We start from the raw sequence: 26,885 nt of genomic DNA, 5'->3' as shown, positions 1-26,885 counted from the left end.
AAAAAGGGGATCAGTGGGTGGCTGGCGGGTAGCGCAGACGGTGGCACAAGGCGTCCGAGCCGGGGCGGCTGAGTTCGCGCATTCGATCGGGCAGCTCGTCGAAGGCCGACTCGCCGCTGAACAGGGTGTCGAGCGCCGGGTCGATCAACAACTCCAGCGCCTTGCTCAGACGCCGGCGGTGGCTCCAGCGCTCTCGCCGTTCGACCGGCAAGCGGCCGACCTGGCTGGAAATCAGCTGCAGGCGGCGAGCATGGAAGGCCTGCCCCAGGGCCACGGCCGGGCGCTGGCTGCCATACCAGCTCAACTCCAGTATCCGGGCCTCGGTGCCCGCCAGTGCCAGCGCTCCATTCAGGCCCGCCTCGCTGGCGCTGGCGTGGACGACCAGATCCTGCTCGCCCGGCGCCTCCTCGGGCAGGGCGAAGGCCACGCCCAGGGCCGCGGCCAGGGCCTGGCGCTGGGGCAGTCGATCGATGAGGGTGACCTCCGTGCCGGGCATGCGCCCGGCCAGCCAGGCGGTCAGGGCGCCGACCACGCCGGCACCGACCACGGCGATGCGATCGCCGGCACTGGCCCGGCTGTCCCAGAGGGCGTTCAGGGCGGTTTCCATATTGGCGGCCAGCACGGCGCGCTCGGGTGGCAGCCCCGGCGGGAGCGGCAGCACGGCAGAAGATGGCACGACGAAGCGGTCCTGATGCGGATGCAGGCAGAACACGGCCTGCCCCGGTGTTTCGGCATCGCCGTCGATCACGCGGCCGACGCAGGCATAGCCGTACTTCACCGGCGCGGGGAAATCCCCCTGCTGGAAGGGCGCACGCATGCGATCCCATTCGCTCTCCGGTACCTCGCCTCGGTAGACCAGGGCTTCGGTGCCACGCGAGATCGCGCTGAAGTCCGTTTCCACCATCACTTCGCCGCAGCCTGGTGGACCAAGCGGTTCCGGGCGGATTTCGCCCTGCTCCGGACCGGTGACCCAGAAGGCCCTGGCCTGGCCGGACAGCCTGTTGCTTGTTGACGCCATGGGCGCATTATTCGTGGCAGATTGTGTAGTCAGTGTAACGAGGAGCTCGAGCTTGCGTCCTGGCGTCATGGCGATCCGCGAACTGTCCATCGGACTGGTGCCGTTGGCTCTCTTGCTGTGGCTCGCGGATCTGCTCGGCCAGAGCACGGCCCTTTCGATCACCGTGACGGTCGGCCTCTACCTGATCCTTGCCGCCCTGATCTGGCAATCGGCCGACGACTTGCCGAGGGCCTTCGGTTGGGCCAATCGCGTGACCCTGCTTCGCGCCATCCTGGTGAGCCTGATGGCGGGTTGGCTCGTCGAGCAGAGCATCTTCGCCGGCGGCTCCTGGCTCGTCATCGGCCTGGCCCTGTTCGCCCTGGTCCTGGACGGCATCGACGGCCGGCTCGCGCGCCGACTGGGGCAGAGCAGTGACTTCGGGGCGCGCTTCGACATGGAAGTCGATGCGGCACTGATCCTGGTGCTCTCCGCCGGTTTGCTGGTGGGCGAACGCGTCGGTCCCTGGGTGCTCGCCATCGGTCTGATGCGCTATGCCTTCCTGCTGGCGATGGCCGGCTGGCCGTGGCTGGCTGCCACGCTGCCGCCGAGCTTTCGTCGCAAACTGATCTGTGTCTGGCAGGTGTCGGCCCTGATGGTGGCCCTGATCCCCGGTCTGCCGGCTCCCCTGATCGTGCTGGCGCTCGCCTCGGCGCTGGCCCTGCTGAGCTTTTCCTTCGCGCTGGACATCCTCTGGCTCATCCGCCGCCAGCGCCGCATCCACCAGCAACGTTGGAGACTGTCATGAAACCCCTTGTCCATGCCCTTCTGATGATCGCAACGCCCGCACTTTTCTCATTCGCGGAGCACGCCCGTGCCGAAGCGCGCGAGTTCGAGATCGACGACGAGCACTTCTCCATCGTCTTCCGCGTCGACCACATCGGCTACGCCGGCCAGATCGGGCAGTTCCTCGAAGCCGAGGGTCGATTCACCTACGACGAAGCGGCCAATGCCCTCCTCGATGGCGAGGTGGTGGTAACGGCCGACAGCGTCTTCACCAACCATCGTCGCCGCGACAATCACCTCAAGGGCGGCGATTTTCTCGACGCGGACGAGTACCCGGAGATCCGCTTCGAAGTCACCGGTCATCGTGTCGACGAGTCCGGCGGCCACACCGTCGACGGCAATCTGACCCTGCTCGGTCAGACCCGACCGGTGAGCCTTTCCGCGACGCTGAACAAGGCCGCCGACTACCCCTTCGGCCACGAGGAATACACCCTGGGCCTGTCCGCCCGAACGACCATCCGCCGCAGTGAATGGGGCATGGATTACGGGATCGAAGGGGGGCTTGTGGGGGATGAAGTGGAGCTTTGGTTCGAGTTCGAGGCGATTGCGGATTGAGGTTTTGAGGGGGGCTGGCGCCCGGGTTGGCTTTGCAAGCTGGCGCTTGCCCCGCTTTGCGGGAAAGTCAAAGTCAAAGGCGTTCCGTCCCCTTCGGGGCCGGGTTCCTTTTGGCAATCGTCCCAAAAGGAACCAAAAGGACTGTTGCCCGCGGTGACGCCGGACTGCGTCCGGTCCCCTGCGTTTCTCGGTCCAGACGGGCGCCGCCGAACTCGCTCCGTTCGCTGCGCTCTCTCCACTCAGACATCGCGGCGGCGCTGATCCGCCTGGCGCTGCGATACTCGGCGCCACCGAGGGCAGAAAACCTTTCTCGGGCCATCGCTTCGCTCGGCCCGGTCCCGCTAGAGCGAGCGAAGTGCAGGTGAAAGCGAATGGACGGTTTGCGCAAAGCGCAAGAAGTCCTTGAGCGTCACCGTCCGCACGTGATGCTCCGACCGGTGTTGATTTTGATCTTGCCTTAGGCGTTGGAGACGCCGAGAAGCGCAGGCCGGGTCGGAAAAAGCGGTTTCGCATGTCTGAGTGGAGAGAGCGCAGCGAACGGAGCGAGTTCGAAACCGCCCGACCCGGCTGAGCATCGCAGGGGACCCAGCGCGTCCTTTTGCGCTGGGCGGCTTCATGGCCGTCAGAACTTTTGGTTTCTTTTGGTTCGTCTGCCAAAAGAAACTCGCCCAGCAAGCGAAGCGTGGGCGAAAGCCTTTGATTTTGACTTCCCGCGAAGCGGGGCAAGCGCCAGTTTGCGGCCCTTGGCAAAGCAGGCGCCAGCCTGCGAAAGAACCCCGGTCGCAATCCCATCTCACCGGCCATGAAATGGCCTTTGAAGATGAATCACTCCAGCCCGCATCATTCATGAATCGCCGCGATGATTGCTCGGGGAATCGTTCGCATGGCGAATTTTCCGACCGAGCGGAATACCTGGCCGTGTTTTCGAGCGAGGGAGATTCGCTATGCGGACAAGGACCACGCAAGGGCGCGAGTGCATTCGTGAATGATGTGGGCTAGAGTTGGGGGCGGTTCGGATTCTGCGGGTCATCGAGCGCTCGAGGCATCGGTGAAGTGCCGACGGTCCTGGAGGCGCGGGGCTCGCGGCGCCTGCGGGCGACAACGATTCAGGAGGGATGGGAATGAAGATTGGTGCTCCGAAGGAGACGGCAGCGGGTGAGGCGCGGGTTGCGCTGACGCCGGACAGTGCCGGTCGGTTGCAGAAGCTGGGCTACGAGTGTCTGGTGGAAACCGGCGCCGGTGCCGCGGCCTCGATCACGGACGCGGCCTACGCGGCGGCGGGCGTGACGGTGGTCGACTCGGCGAAGGCGCTGTGGGAGCAGGCCGATGTGATCATCAAGGTGCGTGAGCCCTCGATGGAAGAGATCGATGCGGCACCGGCGGGCAAGACCCTGATCGGTTTCATCTGGCCGGCGGCGCACGAGGACCTGCTCGAGCGCATGCGGGCCAAGGACATGACCGTGCTGGCCATGGACATGGTGCCGCGCATCAGTCGCGCGCAGAAGATGGACGCCCTGTCCTCGATGGCCAATATCGCCGGCTACCGCGCGGTGATCGAGGCCGGCAACCACTTCGGCCGCTTCTTCATGGGCCAGATGACGGCGGCCGGCAAGGTGCCGCCGGCGAAGGTGCTGGTGGTCGGCGCCGGCGTGGCCGGTCTGGCCGCCATCGGGACCTCGGTCTCGCTGGGCGCGATCACCATGGCCTTCGATGTGCGTCCGGAAGTGGCCGAGCAGATCGAATCGATGGGCGCGGAGTTCGTCTTCCTCGATTTCGACGATGGTGACGACAGTCAACAGACCGACGGCGCCGAGACCGGCGGCTACGCCGCGCCTTCCAGCCCCGAGTTCCGTGAGAAGCAGCTGGAGAAGTTTCGGGAGCTGGCCCCCGAGATCGATATCGTCATCACCACGGCCCTGATCCCGAACCGGCCGGCGCCCGAGCTCTGGACCGAGGACATGGTCGAGGCGATGAAGCCGGGTTCGGTGATCGTCGATCTGGCCGCCGAGCGGGGCGGCAACTGCACGCTCACCGAGGCGGATCGGAAGATCGTCACGGACAACGGCGTGACCATCATCGGCTACACCGACTTCCCCAGCCGCATGGCGACCCAGTCGTCCAACCTCTACGCCACCAATGTCCGGCACATGCTCGATGACCTGACGCCGGACAAGGACGGCAAGCCGGTCATCGACATGGAGGACGACGTGATTCGCGGCGCCCTGGTCTGCCATGCCGGCGAAATCACCTGGCCACCGCCGCCGCCGAAGGTCAGGGCGATCGCGGCGGCCAAACCGAAGAAGAAGGAGCCCGAGGAGTCGGCCGAAGCGAAGGCGGCGCGTGAAGCGGCCGAACTGAGGAAATCCCTCAATCGCACCGGCTGGATGCTCGGCATCGGAGGCCTGCTCTGCCTGGCCATGGGCGCGGTGGCACCGCCGAGTTTCATGCAGCACTTCATCGTCTTCGTGCTGGCCGTCTTCGTCGGCTTCCACGTGATCTGGGGCGTGGCCCATTCCCTGCACACGCCACTGATGGCGATCACCAATGCCATTTCCTCGATCATCATCGTCGGCGCCCTGCTGCAGATCGTTTCGGGCAGCAGCCTGGTGATGGTCCTGGCCGCGGCCTCGGTGCTGATGGCCTCGGTGAACATCTTCGGCGGTTTTCTCGTGACCCGCCGCATGCTGGCCATGTTCCAGAGGAGCTGACGGGGATGGAGATGAACGAAGGATTGATTACCGCCGCCTACGTGGTGGCCGCCGTGCTCTTCATCCTGGCCCTGGGCGGTCTGTCCAACCAGGAGAAGGCCAAGCGTGCGATCTGGTACGGCATCGTCGGCATGACCCTGGCGGTGGCGGCGACCATTGCGACTCCGGGTGGTGGCCAGTACGGACTGATTGCCGCCATGGTCGTCATCGGAGGCATCGGCGGCTGGATCGTCGCCAAACGCGTGCAGATGACCCAGATGCCGGAGCTCGTCGCGGGCTTCCATAGCCTGGTCGGCCTGGCGGCCGTGTTCATCGGCATCAACGCCGACCTGGAGATGAGCGCGGCACTCGCGGCCCAGGAGGCCGGGACCGTCGATCAACTGGCCGGCTTTGCCGCCACCGTCGCCAGGAAGAGCCCGGTCGAGCTGAGCATCCTCAAGGTCGAGCTGTTCCTGGGCATTCTCATCGGCGCGATCACCTTTACCGGCTCGATCATCGCCTACGGCAAGCTGGCCGGAAAGCTCAGTTCCGCCGCCCTGACCCTGCCGGGTCGCCATGCCCTGAATCTGATCGCCCTGATCGCCTGTCTGGTGCTGGGTTATCTGTACCTGGGCGGCGCCGGACTATGGACGATGCTGGCCGTGGCCGTGATCGCCGGCCTGATCGGCTGCCACCTGATCCTCGCCATCGGCGGGGCCGACATGCCGGTCGTGGTCTCGATGCTCAACTCCTACTCGGGCTGGGCCGCCGCGGCCATCGGCTTCACCCTGGGCAATGACCTGCTGATCGTCACCGGGGCCCTGGTCGGGTCTTCGGGCGCGATTCTCAGCTACATCATGTGCAAGGGCATGAACCGCAGCTTCGTCTCCGTCATCCTCGGCGGCTGGGGTGGGGAAACCACCTCGGCGGAGGCCGTCGACGGCGAGATGATCGAGGCCCATGCCGATGCCGTGGCCCAGGCCGTGGCCGATGCCGACAGCGTCATCATCGTGCCCGGCTACGGCATGGCCGTGGCCCAGGCACAAGGCTCCGTGTCGGAACTGACCAGGCGCCTGCGCGATCAGGGCAAGACCGTGCGCTTCGCCATCCATCCGGTGGCCGGGCGCCTGCCGGGCCATATGAACGTGCTGCTGGCCGAAGCGAAGGTGCCGTATGACATCGTCCTCGAGATGGAAGAGATCAACGAGGACTTCCCGGGCACCGACGTGGTCATCATCATCGGCGCCAACGACATCGTGAACCCTTCGGCCCAGGACGACCCGGGCAGCCCGATCGCCGGCATGCCGGTGCTGGAAGTCTGGAAGTCCCGACAGGTCTTCGTCTGCAAGCGCGGTCGTGGAACCGGCTACTCCGGCATCGAGAACCCGCTGTTCTTCAAGGACAACACGCGCATGTTCTACGGCGACGCCAAGGCCTCGATGGACGCCTTGCTGCGGGAGCTGGGTGCATGACCCGGCGTCGCCCGGTCGTTGCCTTGCAGTGATCCTTCGGCGCATCGCGACCGCTTTCCGCCGCCAGGACTGGTTTGCGGCCGGCATCGAGTCGCTGCTGGTGACCCGCCCATCTTCAAGGACCGCTACTGCTCGAAGCGATCGCTGAATACGATGTCCGAAAAGGTGGCCAGGTAGGCGTCGGCCTGTTCATCGACGGGCTTGTCGGCGATGTAGGCCACCTGGTGGCGATTGCTGGGGCTGGCCATGATGCTCAGGAAGGTCGTTTCACCGGCGACCAGGAAGGAGTTGCCAAGCCTGGCCAGCTCGGTGGTGGCCAGGGAGTCCAGCTCGGCGACCTTCAGGCGGAAGGAATACAGGATGAGGCTGACGCTGCCGTGGCGCTCGATGAAGTAGATGGCGCCACGATCGGACGGGATGAACAGACTTCCCGTCAGGCCCTCGAAGGAGGCGCTGGCCGAGCTGAGCTCCTGTGTCTGCTGGCCAAGGTAGTCCACGAAGAAGACCGAAGCCTGTTCGTCGACGACCGGATCGGCGAAGTACACGACCCCGGTCGGTGTGGTCAGGCCGCTGACATCGATGGCCGCGTTCGCGAAGCTGGTCAGGGGGATGAAGCTGCTGCCGTCGACGGCAATCGAATAGAGGTTCTCCGGTCCCGAGCCGTTTCGGACCACGATCCGGTCCACCTCGGGTACGTATTCCAGGCGATCGAGGTCGGTGAGACCGCCACTGATGACCACTGCAGGCGAGCTGCCATCGATGGGTGCCCGAAGCACGCGTCGGCTCGAGGAATTGCCCTGGTCGGAGAAGAAGACAACGTAACTGCCATCGGCGGTCACGGGCAGGCTGGGCACCGCCTCGATGACTGGCGGCTCCGGCGCCGGGACCACCTGGGTGGCCAGGACGTTCGGGATCGGCTGCGATCCGTTGGACGGGGTGGAATAGAGATCGCGCCAGCCGTTCGTCGCCAGGTCGCCGGTGAACAGGACCCACTGCGAGTCCGGGCTGAAGGTGAAATGCCAGGCATCCCCACCGGCCACGGCGGGACCGCTCACCTTGCTGCTGCCACCGCCGGTGATCGCCGAGATGTAGAGTTCGGTCACTTCATCGGTATCCTCGTCGGCCAGGTAGCCCACCCAGGCCCCGTCCGTTGACACCTTGAACTGGCGCACGCTGCCGCCGGCGACCATCGGTCCGTTGAGCTTGACCGCGCCGGCCCCGTTCAACAGCACGCTGTAGACTTCGTCGACGCCGTCGGTCTGCTGGTCGGCCCGGTAGACGACGCGGCCCGCTGCCGCGACCACCTCGTAACTCAGCACGTCTCCGCCGCTGACCAGGGGGCCGTTCAGGATCGTGGCCACGCCGGGCTGGTCGATCGAGACGATGTGCAGCTCGTTCTGACCGGCCACCTGCGAGGCCCCGGTGTAGGCGATCTGTTCGGTCTCGGGGATGTAGCGGTAGCTGATCACGTCCGCGCCGGCCGGCGTCATGGGGGCGTTCAGTCGAACCGGCGGTTCCGAACCGTCGGGCGGCACCATGAACAGATTCTCCTTCTGCACGTCCGCCCCCGGGGCGATGTAGAACAGTCGGCTGCCGGTGTCGTCGAAGGCGGGTCGCTCCACGGTGCTGCCACTGGGCAGCAATCCGCTGACTCGGATCGCCGGTGCCCCGGCGTCGGTGTCGGCACACCAGAGCTCGCCGGCCCCCTCGGTTTCCGTATCGCCGATGAAGCAGACGTAGCGACCGTCGGGAGAAAAGATCAGGCTGTTGGTCTGGACATCCGAACCTGCGTGCTGGGGCGTCGACAGCTGGATTTCCGTCACGCCGACGAGCTGCGCCGCTGCCGTCAGAGGCAGGACCGTGAAGGGCAGGGCCGCGGGGAGCAGCAACAGGGGCAGGATTCGCATCGTCGATCTCCGTGCAGACTGGATCCAGTATAAGCAAGGCGCCCCGGGCGTCGCCAATGGCGCCAGCGGGTTCGCCTCGAACGGCTTCGTCGCGAATCAGGCGGGCGTGCACCGTTCGCGCCTTTCCATCGGGTCAATGACCGCCGAAGCGCGAACCGCACATCACTCCGCCATTAGGCTGGCCGGACAGCTACCAGCTGCCGGTGTTGGGCATCGACGCCCAGGGCTCTCGGGGTGCCAGGTGCTCGCCTTCCTGCAGCAGTTCGATCGAGTGTCCGTCCGGCGAGCGAACGAAGGCCATATGACCGTCCCGTGGCGGACGGTTGATGGTCACGCCGGCGTCCATCAGCCGCTGGCAGATGGCGTAGATGTCCTCGACGTAGTAGGCCAGATGGCCGAAGTTGCGCCCGCCGTCGAGCGTCTCCGGATCCCAGTTCCAGGTCAGTTCGACCATCGGTGCCTTCTCGGCCCGGGCCCGTTCGACATCGGCGGGCGCGGCCAGGAAGACCAGCGTGAAGCGGCCCTGTTCGCTGTCCTTTCTCATCACCTCGACCAGGCCGAGCTGATTGCAGAAGAAATTCAGCGATGCATCCAGATCGCTGACGCGAAGCATGGTGTGGAGATAGCGCATGGCTGCACTCCTTATGCAAAGGTGAGGGCGGCTATTCTGCAACAGCTGCGGCCGAGAGACCGAGAAGATCGCGTCGTTGCCGAAGGGGCCGGGGTTTACCTGGGGCCCTCGCAGTGGGACACTCCCGGACTGATCCGGAGCTTGACGAGTCCCATGGCCAGCAGCCTGTTCCTGCTTCTCGACGATATCGCCACGGTGCTCGACGACGTCGCGACCATGACCAAGGTGGCGGCCAAGAAGACCGCCGGGGTCCTCGGTGATGATCTGGCCCTGAACGCCGAGCAGGTCACGGGCGTCAAGGCCGCCCGCGAACTCCCGGTGGTCTGGAGCGTGGCCAAGGGCTCGGCGGTGAACAAGCTGATCCTGGTGCCCGCAGCCTTGTTGATCAGTACGGTGGCGCCCTGGGCGGTCACGCCCCTGCTGATGCTCGGTGGTGCCTTTCTGTGTTTCGAGGGTGTGGAGAAACTGGCGCACAAGTTTCTCCACCGTGAGGAGGTCGAGGAAGCCAAGGCGAAGATCAAGGAGGCGCTTGCTGATCCCGAGGTCGACTTCGTCGCCCTGGAGAAGGACAAGATCAAGGGCGCGATCCGGACCGATTTCATCCTGTCGGCGGAAATCATCGTGATCTCCCTGGGCACGGTCGCCGACAAGCCCTTCCTGACCCAGCTCGGCGTGCTCGTGGCGATCGCGACGATGATGACCATCGGCGTCTATGGCCTGGTGGCCGGTATCGTCAAGCTCGATGATGCGGGCCTGGCCCTGTCCCGGAAGGCCAGCGCATACACCCGCGCCCTGGGCCGCGGCATTCTGGCCTTCGCCCCCTGGTTCATGCGCTTTCTCTCCATCGCCGGCACGGCGGCGATGTTCCTCGTCGGCGGCGGCATCGTCTCGCACGGCATCCCGGCCCTGCACCATATCAACGAAGCCCTCGTCGAAGGCATGGCGCAGCCCTGGTCGACCTTGACCGGCATGGCCTGGACGGCCGCCATCGGCATCGTCCTCGGCGTCATTCTGGTGGCCCTGCTTTCCGCGGCTCAGCGACTGTTCGGAAAGAGTTCAGCCGCCGAGCACTGATTCGGGCCGCCCGCCGCGCCGTCTGGCCTTCAGGGGGGTGGCAGGGTCTCGAAACGATCGGCAAACACCTGGTCGCTGCGCGAATACAGCACGGTCGCACTGCCGGCGCCGGATTCGACGATCGTGTTCCCAGGCGCACCGATGACGAGGTCGGCCTCGCTGCCCGCATTGATCGCGCCGGCGGCCAGGGCAAAGCCGAAGTCGTCCTGCGCGTCCGAGCCATCGATGGTCTGCAGCCACAGCTGCCGCCCGGCCGTGGTCAGGCCCGTCCCCTCGACCCCGTAGAGCACGTGGACCAGACCGGCATTGGGGATCGGCCCGAGGTCCTCTCGTGACGCGCCGATCGCCAGATCGTCGATGCCGTCGCCATCGAAGTCCGCGGCGACCAGGGCGGAACCGAACTGATCCGAATCCTCCGCCTGTTCCGGCGGCAGATCATCCTGATTCCAGATCTGATGGGCGCCGCCGGTGAAGTCGAAGACATTGACGACCCCGACCGAATCCCGTTCCGGCGCTGGCTGTTCGATGTCCTCGCCCGCGGCGCTGGCCGCGACTTCGTCGAAGCCATTGCCATCGAAATCGCCGATGGCCAGGGCGGAGCCGAGTCGGTCACCGGCTTCGGCCGCCCCCGGGATATTCGGACTGTCCTGGGTGAACAGGGCATTGAAGACGTTGCCGTCGATATCCGACACGACCATGATGGCGCCCGTATCGGGCAGGGCAGCCGAGAGGTCGAAGCTTTCGATGCCGATGACCAGTTCATCGCCGACGATGCTGTTGAGGTTGCCGGCGGCGAGCACGCTGCCCAGGCGCTCCCCGGACACGGGCGAACCGAACAGGTTCGAGCCGCGACGAAGGTTCACGCTCTGGGAGGTGCTCAGACCGTTCGACGTCCCGAACAGGACCTGAACGAGGCCGGCATCGACGACCAGGCTCGCGCCACTCCCGCTGTCTTCCCTCGGAACGCCGATGGCCAGATCGTCACGGCCATCGCCATCGAAATCTCCGACCGCCAGGGCAGCACCGAATTGATCGTCCGCTTCGATCTGCAGGCCCGTGCTCCCGGGGCCCTGATGCCAGTAGTCGATGCCATCGGCGCTCAGGCCGTCGCCAGCCGAGCCATACAGGACGTGCACGGCGCCGGCGGAATTGACGCCATTCACATCGTCCCGGGGCACGCCGATGGCCAGATCGTCGCAGCCGTCGCCGTCGAAATCGCCGCTGGCCAGCGTAGCACCGAAGTTCTCGAAGGGGCTGGGGTCGCCGGGGACGGCGGGGCCGGCCTGGGACCAGATCTGGCGGCCCGTCGTTGCGAGCCCGCTGCCATCGTCGGCGCCATACAGCACCAGGACGCGACCACCGTCATCGGCGCCGATCAGGTCCTCGCGGGGAATGCCGATGGCGACATCGTCGAGGCCGTCGCAGTCGTAGTCGCCGCTGCTCAGGCTGCGGCCGAATTCCGCGTCGGCCTCCGGGGCGATTCCGACCCCCGGACTGCCCTGGTGCCAGAACTGGGTGCCTGTGGATTGCAGTTGCGCAAGAGCGCTTCCCGTCGAGATCAACGTGGCGGCCAGAAGCAGCCATCTGCCGTGTGATCGATCCATGTCCGAATCCTCCGAGTTGACGAAATCAAGGTGCAGCAGGGCTGCTTCAACGATGGAATACGGGGTGATTTCGCGGACCCGCCAATCGTTTTTTCTTTCGGGTGAAAAATTCGGGCGGGGCGTCTGGTGCCGCCGGATAGCGCAATTTCCTTGATGTGCATCACAGTTTGAATATGGAAGTGAGAGCTACGGTCGAACGGGGCGGCCTCTGGCTCGCAAGCCCTGCCGCTGCTGCAATCCGGCTGCGACTTAAGTCCCCTTCCAAACCGCAATCTCCTCGGCTAAGATCGGCCGCTCAAGGGGTTGATTCCAGCTGAAAGGTACAGCGATGAAGGATCCTCACCCCGTCCTCGAGAACCCGTCTCGTCGGAAGCTCTTCAAGTCCCGCACCAAGGATCGGACCCTGCTGCGACAGGACATCGCGGCTCATGGTGCGCCGGTGCCGAACAACCTCTCCGATGCTGCGGAAGTGCCGCCCTTCGCCGTTCGGGTGCTGACTCGAATGGGCTTCGGTCTGCGCCGCACGACCCTGGCGCCCGCCGTCGAGCCCGATCCGGATCGGATCTTCGCCAGCCGCTTCGATCGTCCCGATCTGCTCGGTCAGGACGACGTGGCCTACTTCGAGTCCCTGGGCAATACGGACGATCAGCGCCTCGAACGCTACGTCGATGAGCAGCTCAGCGACGACCTGCCCGACCCCGATTGGGAAGCGCGCAAGGCGGCCTATCCGAACAGCTTCGACATCCTCGACGAAGACCTGGCGACCACGTATTCGGAGCGCGAGTGTGCGGGCTTTTCCCAGTACGTGGAGCCGCAGCGCCAGATCGAGCGGGCCGCGTTCACCCGTGCCTGCTACAGCCGGCGCCAGCTGCTGGAGCTGATGGCCGATTTCTGGCACAACCACTTCAACGTCTTTTCCGGTGGCGACGAGGACATCTACGTTTCCTGGGCCGACTGGGACAAGACGGTGATCCGCGGCCATGCCTTCGGCAACTTCCACGACATGCTCCAGGCCTCGGCCAAGCACCCGGCCATGCTGTACTACCTGGACAACTACGCCAACGAGGCCGGCGGCTTCAACGAGAACTACGCCCGCGAGTTGTTCGAACTGCACACCCTGGGCGCGATCAACTACCTGGGCAACACCTCACCGCTCGACGCGCCGGCGTTGCCGACCAATCCCTACGCCGGGCTCGGAGATCCCTTGCTCGACGCGCTGCAGTACAGCAATCCCGCGCGCGAAATCCAGAGTGAGTACACGGACACGGACGTCTACGAAGCCGCCCGCGCCCTGACCGGCTGGCGCTACGACGACCAGGACGTCGACGATGGCATGGGCAACTGCATCAGCGGCGGCACCGGGGCCTTCCTGGTGGATGAGGGCGAGCATGACGGCGGACCCAAGGCCATCCTGTCGCGTAATGTGGGCTTCATCCCGGCCGATGGCGGCGCCGTGCATGATGGTGAGGTCGCCATCAAGCTGGCCGCCTACCATCCGGGCACGGCTCGCTACATCGCTCTGAAGCTCTGCCAGCGCCTGATTTCGGACAATCCGCCCGAGACGGTCGTCCAGGCGGCCGCCGACACCTTCTACGCCAATCGCAGGGATCCGCGCCAGATCGCCAAGACCCTGCGCACGATCCTGCTCAGCGATGAGTTCAAGGACCCGGCCACCTGGGGCCAGAAGATCAAGCGACCCTTCGAGTACGTGGTCTCGGCGATGCGCGCGGCCCGCTGCGATTACACCTGGCGCTTCGATGACAGCGACAGCGATCGCATGTTGAGCGTTTTCAACAACGCAGGCCAGCGTCTGTACTGGTGGCGAACGCCGGATGGCTACCCGGACGAGCGGGCGGCCTGGATGGGCTCGAGCACTCTGGTGCAGAACTGGCGCCTGATCGACTGGCTGCTCGATGAGAACAACAACGACGACGTCAATCGCGTCATGCGCGTCGTCGACACCACCCTGGAGCATTTCCCCGGCAATCCGACGCCGCGTGAGCTGGTGGCTTTCTGGTGCCACTGGATCCTGGGCTTCACGCCGGACGGGGGTTGGGTCGGCCCCATCGGTACCTTCTACTCCAACGAGCCGACGGCCCTGGGTCGGGCCTGCATGCAGTTCATCACCCAGCAGGGCTTTCCGATCGGCGAGGAGAACGCACCGCCGTTCCCCGCCGATCAGTTCATTCCGCGCAACGAACTGCGCGACGACCCGTCACCGAACCGTTGGTACCGTCGACTGCGCGGCATGGTCGCGCTGATTCTCTGGTCGCCCAATTTCATGCAGCGCTGAGGAGCCACCCCATGAAAAGAAGATCCCTCAAGGAAATCAAGGCAGCGCTGACCCGTCGGCAGTTCCTCAAGCTCACCGGCGCCACCGCCGGCGCGGCCACCATGAACCTGAGCTTCGCACCGCGCGCCCTGGCCGGTGGCGGTGGGCAGAAGGTGCTGGTCTACCTGTTCCTGCGCGGTGGCATCGACGGTCTGGCCCTGCTGCCACCGATCAATGGGAGCGACCATACGCACCTGGTGGATGCCCGTGACCGCACCCTGGTCAATATCGACGATTCCGATCCGGCGCGCCGTCCCATTCCGCTGGCCAATGGTCAGAACCTCGGTCTGCATCCCTGGTGTGGCGGACTGGCGGACATCTACCACGACGGCGGCATGGCCATCGTCCAGGCGGCCGGTCATCCGCCCAACACCTTCACCCGCAGTCACTTCGACGCCCAGGAACAGATCGAATTGGGTCAGCCGCTGGTCGTCGACGGCACGGGCCAGGGCTTGCCCGGCTCCGGCTGGTTGACCCGGTATCTGGGCTCCTACCCGGGCGTCCCGGCGCCGGGGGCGATCTTCACGGCGATGGTCTCGAACAACACGCCGCCGGTCAGTCTCGGCGGTTGGCCCGATGTGGCCACCCTCGATTCGCCGGACAACTTCATGCCCAATACGGGCACCTTCGGCAGCACTCAGCTGGCCATGCTCTCGTCCCTCTATGCGGGCGCCGGTGAGCTCGATGTGGCGGCAGGTGCCGCGCTGGACGCCATCGATCTGATCAACAGCATCGACTTCGGCAGCTACGTGCCCGGTGGCGGTGCGGTCTATCCGAACACCAGCGAAGGCAATGATCTGAAGCTGATCGCGCAGCTGATTCGTCAGGACCTGGGCATCGCGGCGGCGACACTCGATGTCGGTGGCTGGGACACGCACAACAACCAGAACGTGTTCGGCTTCGGCTTCGGTACCAATGTCGAAGACCTGAGCGAGGCGCTGACCGCCTTCTATCGTGATCTCGAGGGTGCGGGCTACATCAATGACGTGGCCGTGGTCGTGCAGAGCGAGTTCGGTCGGCAGGTCAAGGAAAACGCCAGCTTCGGCACCGACCACGGTCTGGGCAATCCGATGTTCATTCTGGGTGGCGGCGTCAACGGCGGGCAGGTCTATGGCCCGACCCTGGGCATTGCGCCGGCCGATCGCATCGGCGACAGCCTGGTGCCACAGACCGACTTCCGCGACGTGCTGGCCGAAGTGGCCACGGGACTGCTCGGTCACCCGGACGTCAGCGCCATCTTCGACGATCCCGACTACAGCTACTCGCCGGTCGGCTTTTCCGTCTGACCGTGCGCGCGGGGCTGGATCGCATCCTGCGTGGGGCCAGCGCGCTGTTCTTCGGCGCGCTGGCCCTTTCGGGCCATGCGCAGAATCTGCAGTGCGCCGATCTGAGCGGTGTGCCTGAGGTGCCCAACGTCCGCTTCGAGCAGGACGTGCTGCCGATCATCGAAGATCAGTTCTGGGGCTGCACCAATTGCCATGGCGGCGCTGGCGGCCTGTCGCTCGATCAGGGCACGACGACGCACGCCAACCTGTTCTGCGCCGACACCCAGGGCAGTGTGCCCACGCCTGCCGGCAAGCGCATCGTGCCGGGCGCGCCGGAGGAAAGCTGGTTCTACCTGCGCGTGGCCTGCGACGACATCGATGACCAGGCCTTTCGCATGCCCCGCTTCGGGACGCCGATCGCCAGCGCCGAGCTGCGTGTGATCTACGACTGGATCCTTCAGGGCGCGCCCTCGGCAGACACGGTGTTCACCAGCCGCTTCGATCCGCGCGGAGTCTGTCCCTGAGCGCGTCCTCTCGAGGGCCGGTTCAGCCTCCGAAGCGATCGCTGAAGACGCGATCCACGAAGACCTCCGCTTCGAAGGCGCCGATGTCGTAGCCGTCGCCGCTGGGTCGTCCCGCCCCATCGAGGTCGTCCTCCACCTGGGCGCTGGAACAGGCGTCGATGGCTGCCGAGCCGGGGCCGAGTCGATAGGGGCCCCTGGCGGTGTTGCCAAAGCCGGGGTCGAGATTCATCGCCCCGGGAATGTCCGGATCGGCACCCAGATTGCAGCTACCGTTGACGATGCTCTGGCTTGGCGGTGTGAATTGGTTCGCGCCACTGTTCCAGAACAGACTGTTTTCGATCCGGACCTCGGCATCGGGCACGCTGACCGCCAGCCCCGCCGCCGTTGTCCACGAAGCTGACATGGCGAAGCATCGAGTTGCCATGGCCCAGCGCAAGCGCGACCTGCACATTGTCCTGCCCGTTCCTGGCGAACAGCAGATTCTCCAGCCGCTTCCAGCCGTGATTGAAGCTGATGCCGTTGACGGCTTCGGGGGCGTGATTGTCGAGCACGGCGACTCGCTTCAGGACGGCCACGGTGCTCGGGTCATGGATCGCGTAGAGGGCGCCGCCACGGGCAGCGGTGTTGCCGCGGATTTCCGAACAGTATTCGTCTGCCTCGAGGCCGGCGGCGTCGCAGGCGGCGATGGCCCCGCTCGGGGCGCTCCCCTCGAGCGGGGCCACCACGGCGCTTAGACCGTAGCTGCCCCCGCCCGTCGCATGGATGCCGCCGCCGAAGCCTCCGGCGGAATTGCCATTGACCTTGAAGTTGTCCAGGGCCCAGTTCAGGCTCGTGTCGACATAGAGACCACCGCCGTGGCCCAACGGGGCTCGGTTCCCCATGCCCGTGCCACCGATGATCGGCCATTGCAGGAACACGGTCGAGTTGACGACATGGAGCCCGCCACCGTTGCCGGTTTGTGCTTCGTTGTTCTGGATCAGCGCGCTGTAGGCCTGGTGGGTCGTCGGCGCTCCGTGGCGCTCCAGCACCAGCTCCGATGCGTTGACCAGGGCCACGCCGCCCCCGTTGACGCCGGCGAGGTTGCTTCGAACGATAAGGGCGGTCTGGGTCTGGTGGAGCAGAGCGCCATCCAGGTAGAGTCCGCCGCCATCGCCCAGGGCCGTGTTGCCATTGCTGGCGAAGCCGCCGGAGATGAAGCTCCCGTCCTTGAGGTAGAGGCCGCCGCCGTGCTGGTCGGCGACGTTGGCCGTGAACAGGGCGTCGATCACGAGTGATCCGCCGCCGCTGCCGTCGGCGTACAGGCCCGCACCATTGCGGGTGGCCTCATTGAAACGGATCACCCCGTCGACGACGACGTCATAGCCGCCGCCGGCGGCGAGGTAGATGCCGGCACCGTCGACGGCGAAGTTGTTGCGGATATCGACATCCGAGCCGAGCTGAATGCTGGTGGCGCTGGCCGGGCTGCCACCCCCTTCGATGTAGATGCCGCCGCCCTGAACGGCCTCGTTGGTGCTGATGAACAGGTCCGGGGCGTCGATGATCGCGTTGCTGGCCGCCCAGATGCCGCCACCACTGAAGGCGAGGCCACCCGTGATGGTCAGGCTGCGCATCGGGTCGGTGCGCAATTCGGCGCCGTCATCGAGGTAGATCCCGGCACCGGACAGGGCATCGTTGTCCAGTATGTCGATGGGATTGAAGCCGCCGGTCGTGAAATCGATCAGTGCCCCCGGCCCGGCGTAGATTCCGCCGCCATCACCCTGGGCATCGTTGAGGCTGATCGTCAATCGCCCCTTGTGGCGCAGGATCGCATCGGGTGCCAGATAGATGCCGGCGCCGACGGTCGAGCTGTTTCCGGTGATCGTGACGCCGGCCAGGTGCAGCTCATTGCCGGTGCCGACCTGAATGCCCCCGCCGAAGTCCGCGTCATCCGTGCCGCCGGTGATCTCGATGCGCCTGAATTCGACCAGGTGGCCGGAACCGATGATTTCGATGACCGAATCAGCGCCGGACGGAGCGCCCTGCAAGACGCTCAGACCATCGATGTCCGGGGAGGCGTCCCCGCAGACCGCATAGCCGCCCTGGAGGACCAGTGACTTGCCGATGTTGATGTTGACGTTCGTAAAGGTCTGCGAGCGCAGCTCCAGGCGATCGCCGTCCTCGGCCGCCGCCACCGCGCTGGCCAGGCTGCTGAAATCGCAGCCGCTGGCTCCCACGGTGTAGGTGGCGGCAAGTGAGACGGTCGAGCAGGCGAACAGCAGGGTGGCTGACGCGATCAGTCGAAGGATGAACATGCGGGCACTCCGGTGTCGAGAGGGTTCGATGAACAGCCCTCAAGCACATCGCGTGCCAGTTTTCCGGAGAAAAATTCTATTTTTCAATCAATGGGTTGGCTTGATGGCTGCCAACTTTCGGCGGGTGCTGTCCCGCGCCTGCTACACGGGCAATCCCGCTGCTGCAACACCGACGGTCGGGCGCGGGAGCGGTGTCCTGCCCTCGGCGCTCGGGCCGCGCCAGGCCTCACAGGCCTACAGGTTGTACTGATCGGCCTCGCCCTTGAGGGCGCCGACGGCGCGGCGCACGCGGGCACGCAGCCAGTCGTTGATCACGACGATGAAGACCTTGCGATACAGACCTTCCGGGCAGGTGATCTCACGCACGCCATGCCAGGAGCGTTCCTGGCGCTGGAACAGCAGGCTGTAGTTGCCGATGCTGTTGCCGGAGTAGGCCTCGTCGAAGTCGTCGAACTCCGGCGCCGACTCGCGTGGGAAGCGGCCATGGTCATCCAGAATCACCGTGTCGCCGCCCCAGGCGGGATCCCAGCTGCCTGGCGTATTGAAGTAGAAGATGTGCGAGCCGAGCTTGCGGTTCGCATCGCAGTGCGGCGAGACGGAACTGCCGCGCGGGGCGTAGTGCCAGTGGAAGTCCAGCTTGAAGCGGCCGCGCCCGAACATGCGTTTGGCGAAGCCGTAGTAGCGGCTGCTCTTCAGCTCGGCGATGAACTCGTGCCAGGCCGGATCGACGTCCAGATCCTCGCGGTATTCGAGCGCGTAGCGATCGTGCGACTTCTGGCCATGCGAACGCTGCTTGCCGAAGCTCGGCGTCATCTGCTCGATCGTGGGCAGGGTCTCGAGCAGGCGCTGATAGCCGTCGTCGGTCAACAGTCCAGCGGGATTGATCCAGGGATAGGGGCGCGTCTGCTGGAAGGAGGGGGCGTCGATGGCGTCGAGCCGGTCAAAGTCGAGAAACTGCATGGAATCACGGTCTGGTGGTCTTCAGGCTTCGCGAGTATACGCCCCGGAACCCGGCGAATGCCACCGGCCATCGGCGCGTCGCACTCAGCCTCGCCGTTTGACCCCGTGGCTGGCCGGCGCTTCGATCGGATCTTCGGGCCAGGGGTGCTTCGGGTAGCGGCCGCGCATGTCCTTGCGGACTTCCGGGTAGGCATTGGCCCAGAAGCTCTTCAGGTCGCGGGTGACCGCCAGCGGCCGGCCGGCCGGCGAGAGCAGATGGATCAGGACGGGGTGCCGCTGAGGGCCGACGGTCGGCGTGTCGGTCCGGCCGAAAAGGGTCTGGAGCTTGGTGGCCAGGACCGGCCCGGGGTCGGCGGTGTAGTCGAGCCGCGCCTGCTGGCCCGTGGGCAGTTCGATGGCAGGGGGGAACCAGCGGTCGAGCTCCTGCTGCCTTGCGTAGTCGAGTCGCGACTTGAGGGCGCTGAGCCAGTCGATGCGGTCGAGATCCTGCCAGCGGCGGTGGTTCGTCAGGAAGGGCATCAGCCAGCGCTCCAGCTCATCGAGCAGGCGGTCCTCATCGAAGGCGGGCCAGGCATCGGGGTCAAGACGGTGGGCGAGCTCGGCCCGGGCGCGCCACTGGCGCACGTTCTCGCTCCAGTCCAGAGCGTCCAGGCCGCGACGGCGGATCGCCGCCAGCAGGCCCTGCTGGAGGATCGATGGGTCGAGATCGGTGATGGGCTTTTCGTGCAGCACCAGAGCGCCGAGGACACGCTGGTCGCTGGCGGTCACGCTGCCCCTGGCCTCGTCCCAGTCCACTAGCTGACGGGTCTCGATGTGATGGCCGAGAACGTCCTCGATCTCTTCGAGCGTGATTCCGGCGGCCAGGAAGATCCTCGACTCTCGCGCCTGACCGTCCAGCTCGGCGGCGACCAGGTAGGCGCTACCGGCCAGGGCGTCCTCCTCGAACAGCATCGCGCCACGGCCATTGCTCAATCGGAATCGGCCGCGCCCGCCGCGGGCCTGGGCAATCCGGTCCGGGTAGGCCAGGGCGAGCAACGGGCCGATGGGCGTGGTCTGCTTCGGGTCTCGGTCCGGTCCTTGGGTCAGGGATCTGGCCAGGGTCCTGGCCTGCTGCCTTCGACCGCGATGGATGCCCTGGTCCCGGCCGCCGCGCAGGGCCTGCAGGCGCAGCGACAGATCGGAGCCTGGCCGATCCGTCAGAAGATCGCGTTCGCTCAGCAGCGCGGCCAGTTCGGCGGCCGTCTGGCCCCAGCCGAGGTCGCGACCCTTGAGGATCAGATGGGCCAGGCGAGGGTGCAGGCCGAGGCTCAGCATGGCTTCGCCATGGGGGGTGATCGCGCCGTCCGCGTCCACCGCATCGAGCAGCTGCAGCAGCTCGCGGGCCTGGTTCCAGTGTGCTTCCGCGGTGGGTTCAGCCAGGTCATCGCATCGGGGGAGCGGGCGCCCCAGCGCGCCAGTTCCAGCACCAGGGGGGCGAGGTCCGCCTCGAGAATCTCGGGCGGGGAGAAGGGCTGCAGGCGCTCCGACTCGGGCCAGAGGCGGTAGCAGACGCCCGGTTCCAGGCGGCCAGCCCGACCGGCACGCTGGTCGGCGCTGGCCTTCGAGACGCGTTCGGTCACCAGGCGGCTCATGCCGCTGTTGGGGTCGAAGGTCGAGCGGCGCTGCTGGCCGGCGTCGATCACCACCCGAATGCCTTCGATGGTCAGGCTGGATTCGGCGATGGACGTCGCCAGGACCACCTTCCTCTGGCCATCGGGCGCCGGGGCGATCGCGGCGTCCTGGGCGGCGGGCGACAGGTCGCCGAACAATGGCGCCAGTCGGACCTTGTCGGGCAGTTGGCCCTCGAGCTGTTCGACGACGGCCTTGATCTCGCCCACGCCGGGCAGGAAGACCAGCAGAGAGCCGGGCTCTTCGGCCAGCGCCTGATGGATCGAGCGAGCGACCAGGGCTGTCTGTTCCCGCCAGCCCGGATTTCGCTCCCGACCGGGGCGGTGTTCGACCCGCACCGGATAGGAGCGGCCCTCCGAACGCAGGATCGGGGCCCCGTCCAGCAGGGCCGAGAGGGGCTCGACGTCGAGGGTCGCGGACATGACCAGTAGGCGCAGATCCGGCCTCAGTGCCTGCTGGGCTTCGCGGACCAGGGCCAGGCCGAGATCGGCCTGCAGCGAGCGTTCATGGAATTCGTCGAACAGCACGGCCGCATAGCCGGAAAGCTCCGGGTCGGCTTGAATCAAGCGGGTCAGGATGCCTTCCGTGACCACTTCGATTCGCGTTCGCTCGGAGACCCGCGTGTCCAGCCGCACCCGGTAGCCCACCGTGTCGCCGATCGACTCGTCCCGCGCACGCGCCATGAAGCGCGCTGCCGATCGCGCCGCCAGGCGACGGGGTTCGAGCATCAGGATCTTTCGGTCACCGCGCCAGCCGGCCCCCAGCAGGGCCGGGGGCACCTGCGTGGTCTTGCCGGCGCCGGGCGGGGCCTGCAACAGCACCGTGGCGTGCCGATCCAGCTGCTGGAGCAGTTCCGGCAGGACCTCCGCGATGGGCAGGCGGCTCGGCGATGCGGACGGCGGACTCATGGGTTCGGTTGGGTCGTCGAGGGCGAAGCGCGCAGCTTAGCAGGCGGATCTGCAGCGGTGAAATTGTTTGGCAGGATCCGCGCCCGGCTCCCGTAGCTGTGAGACAGGCCCCGAAGAAACAGGAAACGAACCATGGCGTACGCGGTGTCCAAACGCATTCTGATCGTCCTGGCCGGCCTGGCCGCTCTTCCGCTCCAGGCCGGGACCGACGATCTCTTCGCCGATCGATTCATGGGCGTGGCGACGGAATTCAACGCCGTGTGGTCACCCGATGTCGAGCTGGTCGAGGGCGATGCCGTCGCCGCTCTGATCGACGTCGATGCCAGCGGTGCGGTCTTCACCTTCTCTACCGCGCTGCTGACGGCTGCCGGTGTCGACTTCACTCCCGGCGAGATCATGGTGCTCGAAGGCGTGGCCCTGCGCCGCGTCGACGGGGTGAGTCCGTCGGGGACGGAGACCATTGTCACCACCTCCCAGGCCGCCCTGAACGAGGCCATCACCAGTGGACAGATGGATTGGTCCCTGGGCATCGGATTCGAAGAGATCGCCAGCGCCGAGATGTTCATTCCCGGTCGCGGTACGGGCTGTTCCCCGGCCTTCGATCCGGAGGCGCAGCAGATCAGCTTCGAGTGCAGCTTCGACGATTACACGATGGCGATGAACCTCAGTCGTACGGGCAGCACGACGACCATCCAGTACCAGGTCACCAAGGGCACGGATCAGGCCAATGCCTCGATCACCGGCACCGGCACCCTGAGCAATTTCGACGCGAACGGCTCGGCCAGCTTCGATGGCGGTGAGCTGACGGGCTTCCAGCAGAACACCCGGGATGCCCAGATGGACCTGAACATCGCCCTGGCGGCGGCGGGCTCCGGGTCGAACGACCTGAACTTCGAAGTGCCGTTCCCGATCATCCGGATTCCGTTCAATGTCGGGCCGATCCCCATGTCGATCGACATCGGGGTCCAGTTCGTGGCCATCATGGAGGTGCCGCTGGCGGCCACCGCCTCGGCGACGGCCTCGGCGGACTTCCGCTATCGCGGCGACACCGGCTTCACCTACGAAGGTGCCACCGTCGACACCACGGCGACCATCAATGACCATGATTTCCTGAACGGCGAATTCGACTCGGCCAGCAACTTCGTCAGCGTCGACGCCGGTTTCGGCATCGCCTTCCCTCGGGTCTCGCTCAACGTGCTGACCAGCGAAGTGGCCTGGGTGCATACGGGCTTTACCCTGCAATCGAGCCTGCGCTTCGGGCCGATCTGCAAGGTCGGCATCGCCGGTCTGGTCGTGCAGGGCGGTTATCAGCTCGAGATCATGGGCGTCGAGATCTTTTCCGAGCAGGCGACCTTCGCCCAGGAAGAGCGGCGCGTGGAAAGCGAGGGCTGCCCCCAGCGGGGCGTCGGCGCGCTCAGCTTTCCTTCCATTTGATGCTGCAGCCGATGCTGGGCCGCTGCTCGGAGGGCACGGGCTGGCCGCCCAGCACCGCATCGATGGCCGTGCGCAGATCCTTGCCGGTCACCGGCCGACCGTTGCCCGGCCGCGAGTCGTCGAACTGACCCCGGTAGACCAGGCTCCGCTCGCCGTCGAAGAGGAAGAAATCGGGGGTGCAGGTGGCCGAATAGGCCCGTGCCACCTGCTGGCTCGGATCGTGCAGGTAGGGAAAGGCGAGCCCGCGATCGCGGGCCAGAGCGGCCATCCGCTCGGGCCGGTCCTGCGGGTAGCCGGTCGGGTCGTTGCTGCTGATCGCCACGATGCCGATCGGCTGGTCGCGATAGTCCTCGCCGAGCTGGATCAGTTCGTCGAGCAGGTGCTTGACGAAGGGGCAGTGGTTGCAGATGAACATGACCAGGGTGGCGCGAGGCCCGGCGATGTCCTCGAGGCTCACGGTCCGGCCGGTCAGGGGCTCGGGCAGGCTGAAGTCCGGTGCGATGGTGCCCAGCGCGAGCATCGAAGATTCAGTCCTGGCCATGAAGAGCTCCTGGTGTCAACACTGCGAATAGTGCCAATTTTGCCTGCACGGCGCTAGTGGGCCATGCAGTGCCTCTCCGTCTCTCTTCGCGTCCTTCGTGTTCGGTCTTCAGGGATTCGAAACGGCCCCGTAGCAGGCGTCGGTGTCGCAGGCCGCGTGCAGCAGCTCCGCCAGGCGGCGCTGGCCCGGACCGGCGGCGTCGCGATCGGCGTGGACGAGGTAGAGCGTGGCCCAGCGCTCTGCACCTTCGACCAGGGGCAGGGGCTTGAGGATGCCGGCCTCCAGTTCGCTCCGGATGCTCTCTTCGGCATACCAGGCAAAGCCCAGACCCATGCAGGCCGCCCGGATCGAGGTCGCCTTCGCCGTAACGACCCAACGCCGATCGGTGACCCGCGGCGCCTCGTCCCGTCCGGGCTGACTGCCCGAATCGCGCACGATCAGATGGCGGTGCTGGCGCAGATCGTCGACGTCGATGGTTCGCCCCAGGCGGTGCAGCGGGTGGCTGGGCGCCGCCGCGGCAACGAAGCGCACGCGCGTGAGTGGATCGCCGACGTAGCCGCCGGGCACGGACGAGGCGATGGCCAGATCGACCCGGCCCGAACTCAATAGCTCGGCCGTCCCCCCCAGGACGGACTCATGCAGCTGGATGCGCATGTCCGGCTGCTCGTCGGACAGGCGGGCCAGGCAGTCGAGCAGCAGCCAGGTGGGAAAGATGATCTCTGCGGCCAGGCGCAATTCCGCTTCCCAGCCCTCGGCCAGGCGCCGGGCCGCCCGCTCGAGGCGCTCGGCTTCGGCCAGCAGGGCCCGACCGCGCCGATAGAGCATGCGGCCGGCCGGGGTCAGTTCGGCCTTGCGGCCCCTGACCTCGAGCGCCTTCACGTCGAGCAGGGACTCCAGCTTGTGCACGGCGTAGCTGATCGTCGATTGCGACTTGTTGAGGGTCTCGGCGGCCTGGGCATAGCCTCCGGCCTCCACCACGGCGATCAGGGCGCGCCATTGTTCCAGGCTGATTCGAGGCTGGCTCATGATATCTGTTCGAATGAATCGAAAGAATATGGCGATATTTTGCGCTGTTTATTCGGTTTCATCAAACAGAAAATACGGCCAACGAATCATGATGGGCCCGTTGCCCAAAGGAGAACCAATGAAGACCCTGCTGGTGATCACCTCCAGTCTGTTCAGCGAAGCCGGACAGTCCTCCCGCCTCGTCGAGCGCTTCATCGAGCGCTGGCGTCAGACCCACCCGCAAGGGGAGGTGCTCAAGCGCGACCTGGCCAACGATCCGGTGCCGCATCTCACGGCCGAGATCTTCCAGGGCTTCCTGGCCGATCCGACCGAGCGCACGCCGGCCCAGCGCGCGTCGACCGCGCTGTCCGATCAGCTCATCGAGGAGTTGAAATCGGCCGATGAGGTCGTGATCGGCCTGCCGATGTACAACTTCTCCGTGCCTTCGACCTTCAAGTCCTGGATGGATCACGTGGCGCGCGCGGGCGTGACCTTCCGCTACACGGAAAACGGTCCCGAAGGCCTGGTCGGCGACAAGCCCGTGCACGTCTTCGCGGCGCGTGGCGGTCGCTATCAGGGCACGCCGGCGGACACCCAGACCGGCCTGGTCAAGCACTTCTTCGGGATGCTGGGGGTGCAGAATGTCGAGTTCATCTACGCCGAGGGCCTCAACCTGGGCCCGGAAGAGGCCGAAGCCGCTCGCGCCGAAGCCGCCGAGCGCATCGATCGCCTGGCCGCCTGAAGCCGATCATCGAGGAGCAGACCATGAGCAAGACACGAAGCATTCATCGGATCATCGAATCCGTCGCGACCTCCGACGGGGCCGGCGTCAAGCTGCGTCGCAGCCTCGGCGCCGGGCCCTTCGCGCGCCTCGATCCCTTCCTGATGCTGGACGAGTTCTTCTCCGACAATCCGGACGACTACATCGCCGGCTTTCCGCCGCATCCGCACCGTGGCTTCGAGACCGTCACCTACATGCTCGACGGGCGGATGGAGCACCGCGATCATCTGGGCAACACCGGTGATCTCGGCCCGGGCTCGGTGCAGTGGATGACGGCCGGTCGCGGTGTGATCCACTCGGAGATGCCGAAACAGACCGACGGTCGCATGCGCGGCTTTCAGCTGTGGATCAATCTGCCGGCCGCGGAAAAGATGCGGCCCGCCTCGTATCGGGATATCCCGTCCTCGGCCGTGCCCGAGCTCGGCTTCGATGGGGGGCACCTGCGGGTGATCGCGGGTCGCGTGGAGCTCGACGGGCAGGCCGCCCAGGGACCGGTCAACGGACCCGACCACTCCGTTTCGACGGATCCGCTGTATGTCGATCTGCGCCTCGAACCCGGCGCCAGCGTCTCCCTGCCGATCAAGGACGGCCACAATGCCTTCGTCTACGTGTACGAAGGCGAGGCCAGCATCGGCGGACGGACCCTGCCGCACCGCTCGGCCGGGGTACTGGACGAAGGCTCCGAGGTCGAGGTCGTCGCCGGGCCGGAGGGCGGCCGACTGCTGGTCCTGGCCGGGCGTCCCATCAATGAACCCGTCGTCCAGCACGGCCCCTTCGTGATGAACACCCGCGAAGAGATCGAGCAGGCCATGTGGGACTACCGTGATGGCCGCCTGACCGAGCCGGCCTGAGCTTCGGGTCCGCTCGTTCAAGGCGGGAACCGAGGCGAAGAATCGGGCGCCTTCAGCCACCGTGGTTGCAGGCGCCTGTTCTTTCAGCGCTGGAGGATCAGTCCGTCTCGCCGTCGACCATCTCCTGATAGACCTCGTCGACGGGTTCCCAGAGTTCGATGCGGCGTCCATCGCCGTCGATGACGTGGGCGAACTTGCCATAGGATTCGACTTGCACATCGCCCACGATTTCCACGCCCTGCTGGCGCATCTGCTCCAGCAGGGCATCGAGATCGTCGACCCGGTAGTTGATCATGAACTGTTGCTCAGGGTCACCGAAATAGTCGGTTCCCTGTTTGAAGGGGCTCCATTGGGTCCGTCCGATGCGTTCGGGTTCATGGCGATCACGCCAGGCGAAGTTGGTGCCGTAGGCGTCGACCTTCAGGCCGAGGTGCTGTTCGTACCAGGCGCGCGTTGCCGCCGGATCCTCGCAGCGAAAAAAGATGCCGCCCAGTGCGCGGGTGCGCGGACGATCCGATCGGCTCATGGGGAAGACTCCGGTGACCTGCCCCGGAC

25 protein-coding genes are annotated in these 26,885 nt (G+C 66.0%); 13 read left to right on the top strand and 12 right to left on the bottom strand.

Going from position 1 to position 26,885, the window contains the following annotated elements; genetic code table 11:
• Window positions 1–10: 10 nt before the first annotated feature.
• Window positions 11–1,018, bottom strand: a complete 1,008-nt coding sequence (locus tag WM2015_RS14830) for a zinc-dependent alcohol dehydrogenase (protein WP_049726793.1) — start codon at window positions 1,016–1,018, stop codon at window positions 11–13.
• A 52-nt stretch (window positions 1,019–1,070) separates the two neighbouring features.
• Here WM2015_RS14830 and WM2015_RS14825 point away from each other — a divergent pair, with 52 nt between their 5' ends.
• The 5 genes from WM2015_RS14825 to WM2015_RS14810 all read left to right on the top strand — a co-directional run bounded on the left by WM2015_RS14825 (window position 1,071) and on the right by WM2015_RS14810 (window position 6,554).
• On the top strand, window positions 1,071–1,802 hold the full coding sequence (locus WM2015_RS14825) for a CDP-alcohol phosphatidyltransferase family protein (protein WP_245609782.1): 732 nt from the start codon (window positions 1,071–1,073) through the stop codon (window positions 1,800–1,802).
• On the top strand, window positions 1,799–2,395 hold the full coding sequence (locus WM2015_RS14820) for a YceI family protein (RefSeq protein ID WP_156201280.1): 597 nt from the start codon (window positions 1,799–1,801) through the stop codon (window positions 2,393–2,395). Before WM2015_RS14825 ends, WM2015_RS14820 begins: the two co-directional genes overlap by 4 nt.
• Window positions 2,396–3,010: 615 nt before the next feature.
• Window positions 3,011–3,394 carry a hypothetical protein gene (locus WM2015_RS15980; protein ID WP_156201278.1) on the top strand — a complete coding sequence of 128 codons (384 nt, stop codon included), beginning with the start codon at window positions 3,011–3,013 and terminating at the stop codon, window positions 3,392–3,394.
• 122 nt (window positions 3,395–3,516) lie between these two features.
• A complete protein-coding gene (locus WM2015_RS14815) occupies window positions 3,517–5,103 on the top strand; it encodes a Re/Si-specific NAD(P)(+) transhydrogenase subunit alpha (protein ID WP_049726790.1) in 1,587 nt (528 codons plus the stop codon).
• Window positions 5,104–5,108: 5 nt separating this feature from the next.
• Window positions 5,109–6,554, top strand: coding sequence for an NAD(P)(+) transhydrogenase (Re/Si-specific) subunit beta (locus WM2015_RS14810; RefSeq protein ID WP_342665512.1), 1,446 nt, complete (start codon window positions 5,109–5,111; stop codon window positions 6,552–6,554).
• Between the two features lie 125 nt (window positions 6,555–6,679).
• On the opposite strand, the gene WM2015_RS14805 is transcribed toward WM2015_RS14810, so the two are convergent.
• Complete coding sequence (locus WM2015_RS14805) at window positions 6,680–8,461, bottom strand: TolB family protein (RefSeq protein WP_049726789.1); 1,782 nt, start codon at window positions 8,459–8,461, stop codon at window positions 6,680–6,682.
• A 190-nt stretch (window positions 8,462–8,651) separates the two neighbouring features.
• A complete protein-coding gene (locus tag WM2015_RS14800) occupies window positions 8,652–9,092 on the bottom strand; it encodes a VOC family protein (protein WP_049726788.1) in 441 nt (146 codons plus the stop codon).
• 153 nt (window positions 9,093–9,245) lie between these two features.
• Between WM2015_RS14800 and WM2015_RS14795 the strand changes: the two genes are divergently transcribed.
• Complete coding sequence (locus tag WM2015_RS14795; RefSeq protein ID WP_049726787.1) at window positions 9,246–10,166, top strand: DUF808 domain-containing protein; 921 nt, start codon at window positions 9,246–9,248, stop codon at window positions 10,164–10,166.
• A 29-nt stretch (window positions 10,167–10,195) separates the two neighbouring features.
• On the opposite strand, the gene WM2015_RS14790 is transcribed toward WM2015_RS14795, so the two are convergent.
• On the bottom strand, window positions 10,196–11,770 hold the full coding sequence (locus tag WM2015_RS14790; RefSeq protein WP_049726786.1) for an FG-GAP repeat protein: 1,575 nt from the start codon (window positions 11,768–11,770) through the stop codon (window positions 10,196–10,198).
• A gap of 328 nt (window positions 11,771–12,098) precedes the next feature.
• On the opposite strand from WM2015_RS14790, the gene WM2015_RS14785 reads away from it, so the two are divergent.
• Genes WM2015_RS14785 through WM2015_RS14775 form a run of 3 tightly spaced genes read left to right on the top strand, consistent with a single transcriptional unit; the run spans window position 12,099 to window position 15,891 of the window.
• Entirely contained in the window at window positions 12,099–14,063 is a 1,965-nt protein-coding gene (locus WM2015_RS14785; RefSeq protein ID WP_049726785.1) for a DUF1800 domain-containing protein, read from the top strand.
• A gap of 11 nt (window positions 14,064–14,074) precedes the next feature.
• Entirely contained in the window at window positions 14,075–15,388 is a 1,314-nt protein-coding gene (locus tag WM2015_RS14780) for a DUF1501 domain-containing protein (RefSeq protein WP_049726784.1), read from the top strand.
• Window positions 15,389–15,390: 2 nt separating this feature from the next.
• Window positions 15,391–15,891, top strand: a complete 501-nt coding sequence (locus tag WM2015_RS14775) for a hypothetical protein (protein WP_049726783.1) — start codon at window positions 15,391–15,393, stop codon at window positions 15,889–15,891.
• A 22-nt stretch (window positions 15,892–15,913) separates the two neighbouring features.
• On the opposite strand, the gene WM2015_RS14770 is transcribed toward WM2015_RS14775, so the two are convergent.
• Both WM2015_RS14770 and WM2015_RS14765 read right to left on the bottom strand, forming a co-directional pair.
• Window positions 15,914–16,120, bottom strand: coding sequence for a choice-of-anchor Q domain-containing protein (locus WM2015_RS14770; protein ID WP_049726782.1), 207 nt, complete (start codon window positions 16,118–16,120; stop codon window positions 15,914–15,916).
• A gap of 37 nt (window positions 16,121–16,157) precedes the next feature.
• Window positions 16,158–18,182 carry a right-handed parallel beta-helix repeat-containing protein gene (locus tag WM2015_RS14765; RefSeq protein ID WP_049726781.1) on the bottom strand — a complete coding sequence of 675 codons (2,025 nt, stop codon included), beginning with the start codon at window positions 18,180–18,182 and terminating at the stop codon, window positions 16,158–16,160.
• Window positions 18,183–18,285: 103 nt separating this feature from the next.
• On the opposite strand from WM2015_RS14765, the gene WM2015_RS15975 reads away from it, so the two are divergent.
• Entirely contained in the window at window positions 18,286–18,432 is a 147-nt protein-coding gene (locus WM2015_RS15975) for a hypothetical protein (RefSeq protein WP_156201276.1), read from the top strand.
• On the opposite strand, the gene WM2015_RS14760 is transcribed toward WM2015_RS15975, so the two are convergent.
• The 3 genes from WM2015_RS14760 to hrpB form a co-directional block, all read right to left on the bottom strand.
• Window positions 18,417–19,142: a 2OG-Fe(II) oxygenase gene (locus WM2015_RS14760; RefSeq protein WP_049726780.1), complete on the bottom strand. Its 726-nt coding sequence runs from the start codon at window positions 19,140–19,142 to the stop codon at window positions 18,417–18,419. The genes WM2015_RS15975 and WM2015_RS14760 overlap by 16 nt on opposite strands.
• 84 nt (window positions 19,143–19,226) lie before the next feature.
• Window positions 19,227–20,456, bottom strand: a complete 1,230-nt coding sequence (locus WM2015_RS16285; protein ID WP_342665511.1) for an ATP-dependent helicase C-terminal domain-containing protein — start codon at window positions 20,454–20,456, stop codon at window positions 19,227–19,229.
• On the bottom strand, window positions 20,450–21,718 hold the full coding sequence (gene hrpB, locus WM2015_RS16280; protein ID WP_245609780.1) for an ATP-dependent helicase HrpB: 1,269 nt from the start codon (window positions 21,716–21,718) through the stop codon (window positions 20,450–20,452). Before hrpB ends, WM2015_RS16285 begins: the two co-directional genes overlap by 7 nt.
• Before the next feature lie 144 nt (window positions 21,719–21,862).
• Here hrpB and WM2015_RS14750 point away from each other — a divergent pair, with 144 nt between their 5' ends.
• Entirely contained in the window at window positions 21,863–23,152 is a 1,290-nt protein-coding gene (locus tag WM2015_RS14750; RefSeq protein WP_156201274.1) for a hypothetical protein, read from the top strand.
• Here the strand turns inward: WM2015_RS14750 and WM2015_RS14745 are convergent.
• Both WM2015_RS14745 and WM2015_RS14740 read right to left on the bottom strand, forming a co-directional pair.
• Entirely contained in the window at window positions 23,133–23,693 is a 561-nt protein-coding gene (locus tag WM2015_RS14745) for a thioredoxin family protein (RefSeq protein WP_049726778.1), read from the bottom strand. The genes WM2015_RS14750 and WM2015_RS14745 overlap by 20 nt on opposite strands.
• Before the next feature lie 108 nt (window positions 23,694–23,801).
• Entirely contained in the window at window positions 23,802–24,719 is a 918-nt protein-coding gene (locus WM2015_RS14740) for a LysR family transcriptional regulator (protein ID WP_049726777.1), read from the bottom strand.
• Window positions 24,720–24,837: 118 nt separating this feature from the next.
• On the opposite strand from WM2015_RS14740, the gene WM2015_RS14735 reads away from it, so the two are divergent.
• Window positions 24,838–25,440, top strand: a complete 603-nt coding sequence (locus WM2015_RS14735; RefSeq protein ID WP_049726776.1) for an FMN-dependent NADH-azoreductase — start codon at window positions 24,838–24,840, stop codon at window positions 25,438–25,440.
• A gap of 23 nt (window positions 25,441–25,463) precedes the next feature.
• Window positions 25,464–26,330 carry a pirin family protein gene (locus WM2015_RS14730; RefSeq protein ID WP_049726775.1) on the top strand — a complete coding sequence of 289 codons (867 nt, stop codon included), beginning with the start codon at window positions 25,464–25,466 and terminating at the stop codon, window positions 26,328–26,330.
• A gap of 97 nt (window positions 26,331–26,427) precedes the next feature.
• Here WM2015_RS14730 and WM2015_RS14725 read toward each other — a convergent pair whose 3' ends face one another.
• The gene (locus tag WM2015_RS14725; protein WP_049726774.1) at window positions 26,428–26,856 is read right to left on the bottom strand and encodes a VOC family protein; all 429 of its coding nucleotides are present in this window, start codon (window positions 26,854–26,856) and stop codon (window positions 26,428–26,430) included.
• Window positions 26,857–26,885 lie beyond the last annotated feature (29 nt).

The organism is Wenzhouxiangella marina (genome assembly GCF_001187785.1).
Lineage (GTDB): Bacteria > Pseudomonadota > Gammaproteobacteria > Xanthomonadales > Wenzhouxiangellaceae > Wenzhouxiangella > Wenzhouxiangella marina.
The sequence above is the reverse complement of the archived record's forward strand: the minus strand, read 5'-3'. Positions and strand labels throughout refer to the sequence as shown.

Excerpts from the sequence above, each read along its gene's own strand:
- WM2015_RS14830 (WP_049726793.1), bottom strand. The coding sequence starts at position 1,018 with ATGGCGTCAACAAGCAACAGGCTGTCCGGCCAGGCCAGGGCCTTCTGG.
- WM2015_RS14820 (WP_156201280.1), top strand. The coding sequence starts at position 1,799 with ATGAAACCCCTTGTCCATGCCCTTCTGATGATCGCAACGCCCGCACTT.
- WM2015_RS15980 (WP_156201278.1), top strand. The coding sequence starts at position 3,011 with ATGGCCGTCAGAACTTTTGGTTTCTTTTGGTTCGTCTGCCAAAAGAAA.
- WM2015_RS14815 (WP_049726790.1), top strand. The coding sequence starts at position 3,517 with ATGAAGATTGGTGCTCCGAAGGAGACGGCAGCGGGTGAGGCGCGGGTT.
- WM2015_RS14810 (WP_342665512.1), top strand. The coding sequence starts at position 5,109 with ATGGAGATGAACGAAGGATTGATTACCGCCGCCTACGTGGTGGCCGCC.
- WM2015_RS14805 (WP_049726789.1), bottom strand. The coding sequence starts at position 8,461 with ATGCGAATCCTGCCCCTGTTGCTGCTCCCCGCGGCCCTGCCCTTCACG.
- WM2015_RS14800 (WP_049726788.1), bottom strand. The coding sequence starts at position 9,092 with ATGCGCTATCTCCACACCATGCTTCGCGTCAGCGATCTGGATGCATCG.
- WM2015_RS14795 (WP_049726787.1), top strand. The coding sequence starts at position 9,246 with ATGGCCAGCAGCCTGTTCCTGCTTCTCGACGATATCGCCACGGTGCTC.
- WM2015_RS14790 (WP_049726786.1), bottom strand. The coding sequence starts at position 11,770 with ATGGATCGATCACACGGCAGATGGCTGCTTCTGGCCGCCACGTTGATC.
- WM2015_RS14785 (WP_049726785.1), top strand. The coding sequence starts at position 12,099 with ATGAAGGATCCTCACCCCGTCCTCGAGAACCCGTCTCGTCGGAAGCTC.
- WM2015_RS14780 (WP_049726784.1), top strand. The coding sequence starts at position 14,075 with ATGAAAAGAAGATCCCTCAAGGAAATCAAGGCAGCGCTGACCCGTCGG.
- WM2015_RS14770 (WP_049726782.1), bottom strand. The coding sequence starts at position 16,120 with ATGAATCTCGACCCCGGCTTTGGCAACACCGCCAGGGGCCCCTATCGA.
- WM2015_RS14765 (WP_049726781.1), bottom strand. The coding sequence starts at position 18,182 with ATGTTCATCCTTCGACTGATCGCGTCAGCCACCCTGCTGTTCGCCTGC.
- WM2015_RS15975 (WP_156201276.1), top strand. The coding sequence starts at position 18,286 with ATGGCTGCCAACTTTCGGCGGGTGCTGTCCCGCGCCTGCTACACGGGC.
- WM2015_RS14760 (WP_049726780.1), bottom strand. The coding sequence starts at position 19,142 with ATGCAGTTTCTCGACTTTGACCGGCTCGACGCCATCGACGCCCCCTCC.
- WM2015_RS16285 (WP_342665511.1), bottom strand. The coding sequence starts at position 20,456 with ATGCTGAGCCTCGGCCTGCACCCTCGCCTGGCCCATCTGATCCTCAAG.
- hrpB (WP_245609780.1), bottom strand. The coding sequence starts at position 21,718 with ATGAGTCCGCCGTCCGCATCGCCGAGCCGCCTGCCCATCGCGGAGGTC.
- WM2015_RS14745 (WP_049726778.1), bottom strand. The coding sequence starts at position 23,693 with ATGGCCAGGACTGAATCTTCGATGCTCGCGCTGGGCACCATCGCACCG.
- WM2015_RS14740 (WP_049726777.1), bottom strand. The coding sequence starts at position 24,719 with ATGAGCCAGCCTCGAATCAGCCTGGAACAATGGCGCGCCCTGATCGCC.
- WM2015_RS14735 (WP_049726776.1), top strand. The coding sequence starts at position 24,838 with ATGAAGACCCTGCTGGTGATCACCTCCAGTCTGTTCAGCGAAGCCGGA.
- WM2015_RS14730 (WP_049726775.1), top strand. The coding sequence starts at position 25,464 with ATGAGCAAGACACGAAGCATTCATCGGATCATCGAATCCGTCGCGACC.
- WM2015_RS14725 (WP_049726774.1), bottom strand. The coding sequence starts at position 26,856 with ATGAGCCGATCGGATCGTCCGCGCACCCGCGCACTGGGCGGCATCTTT.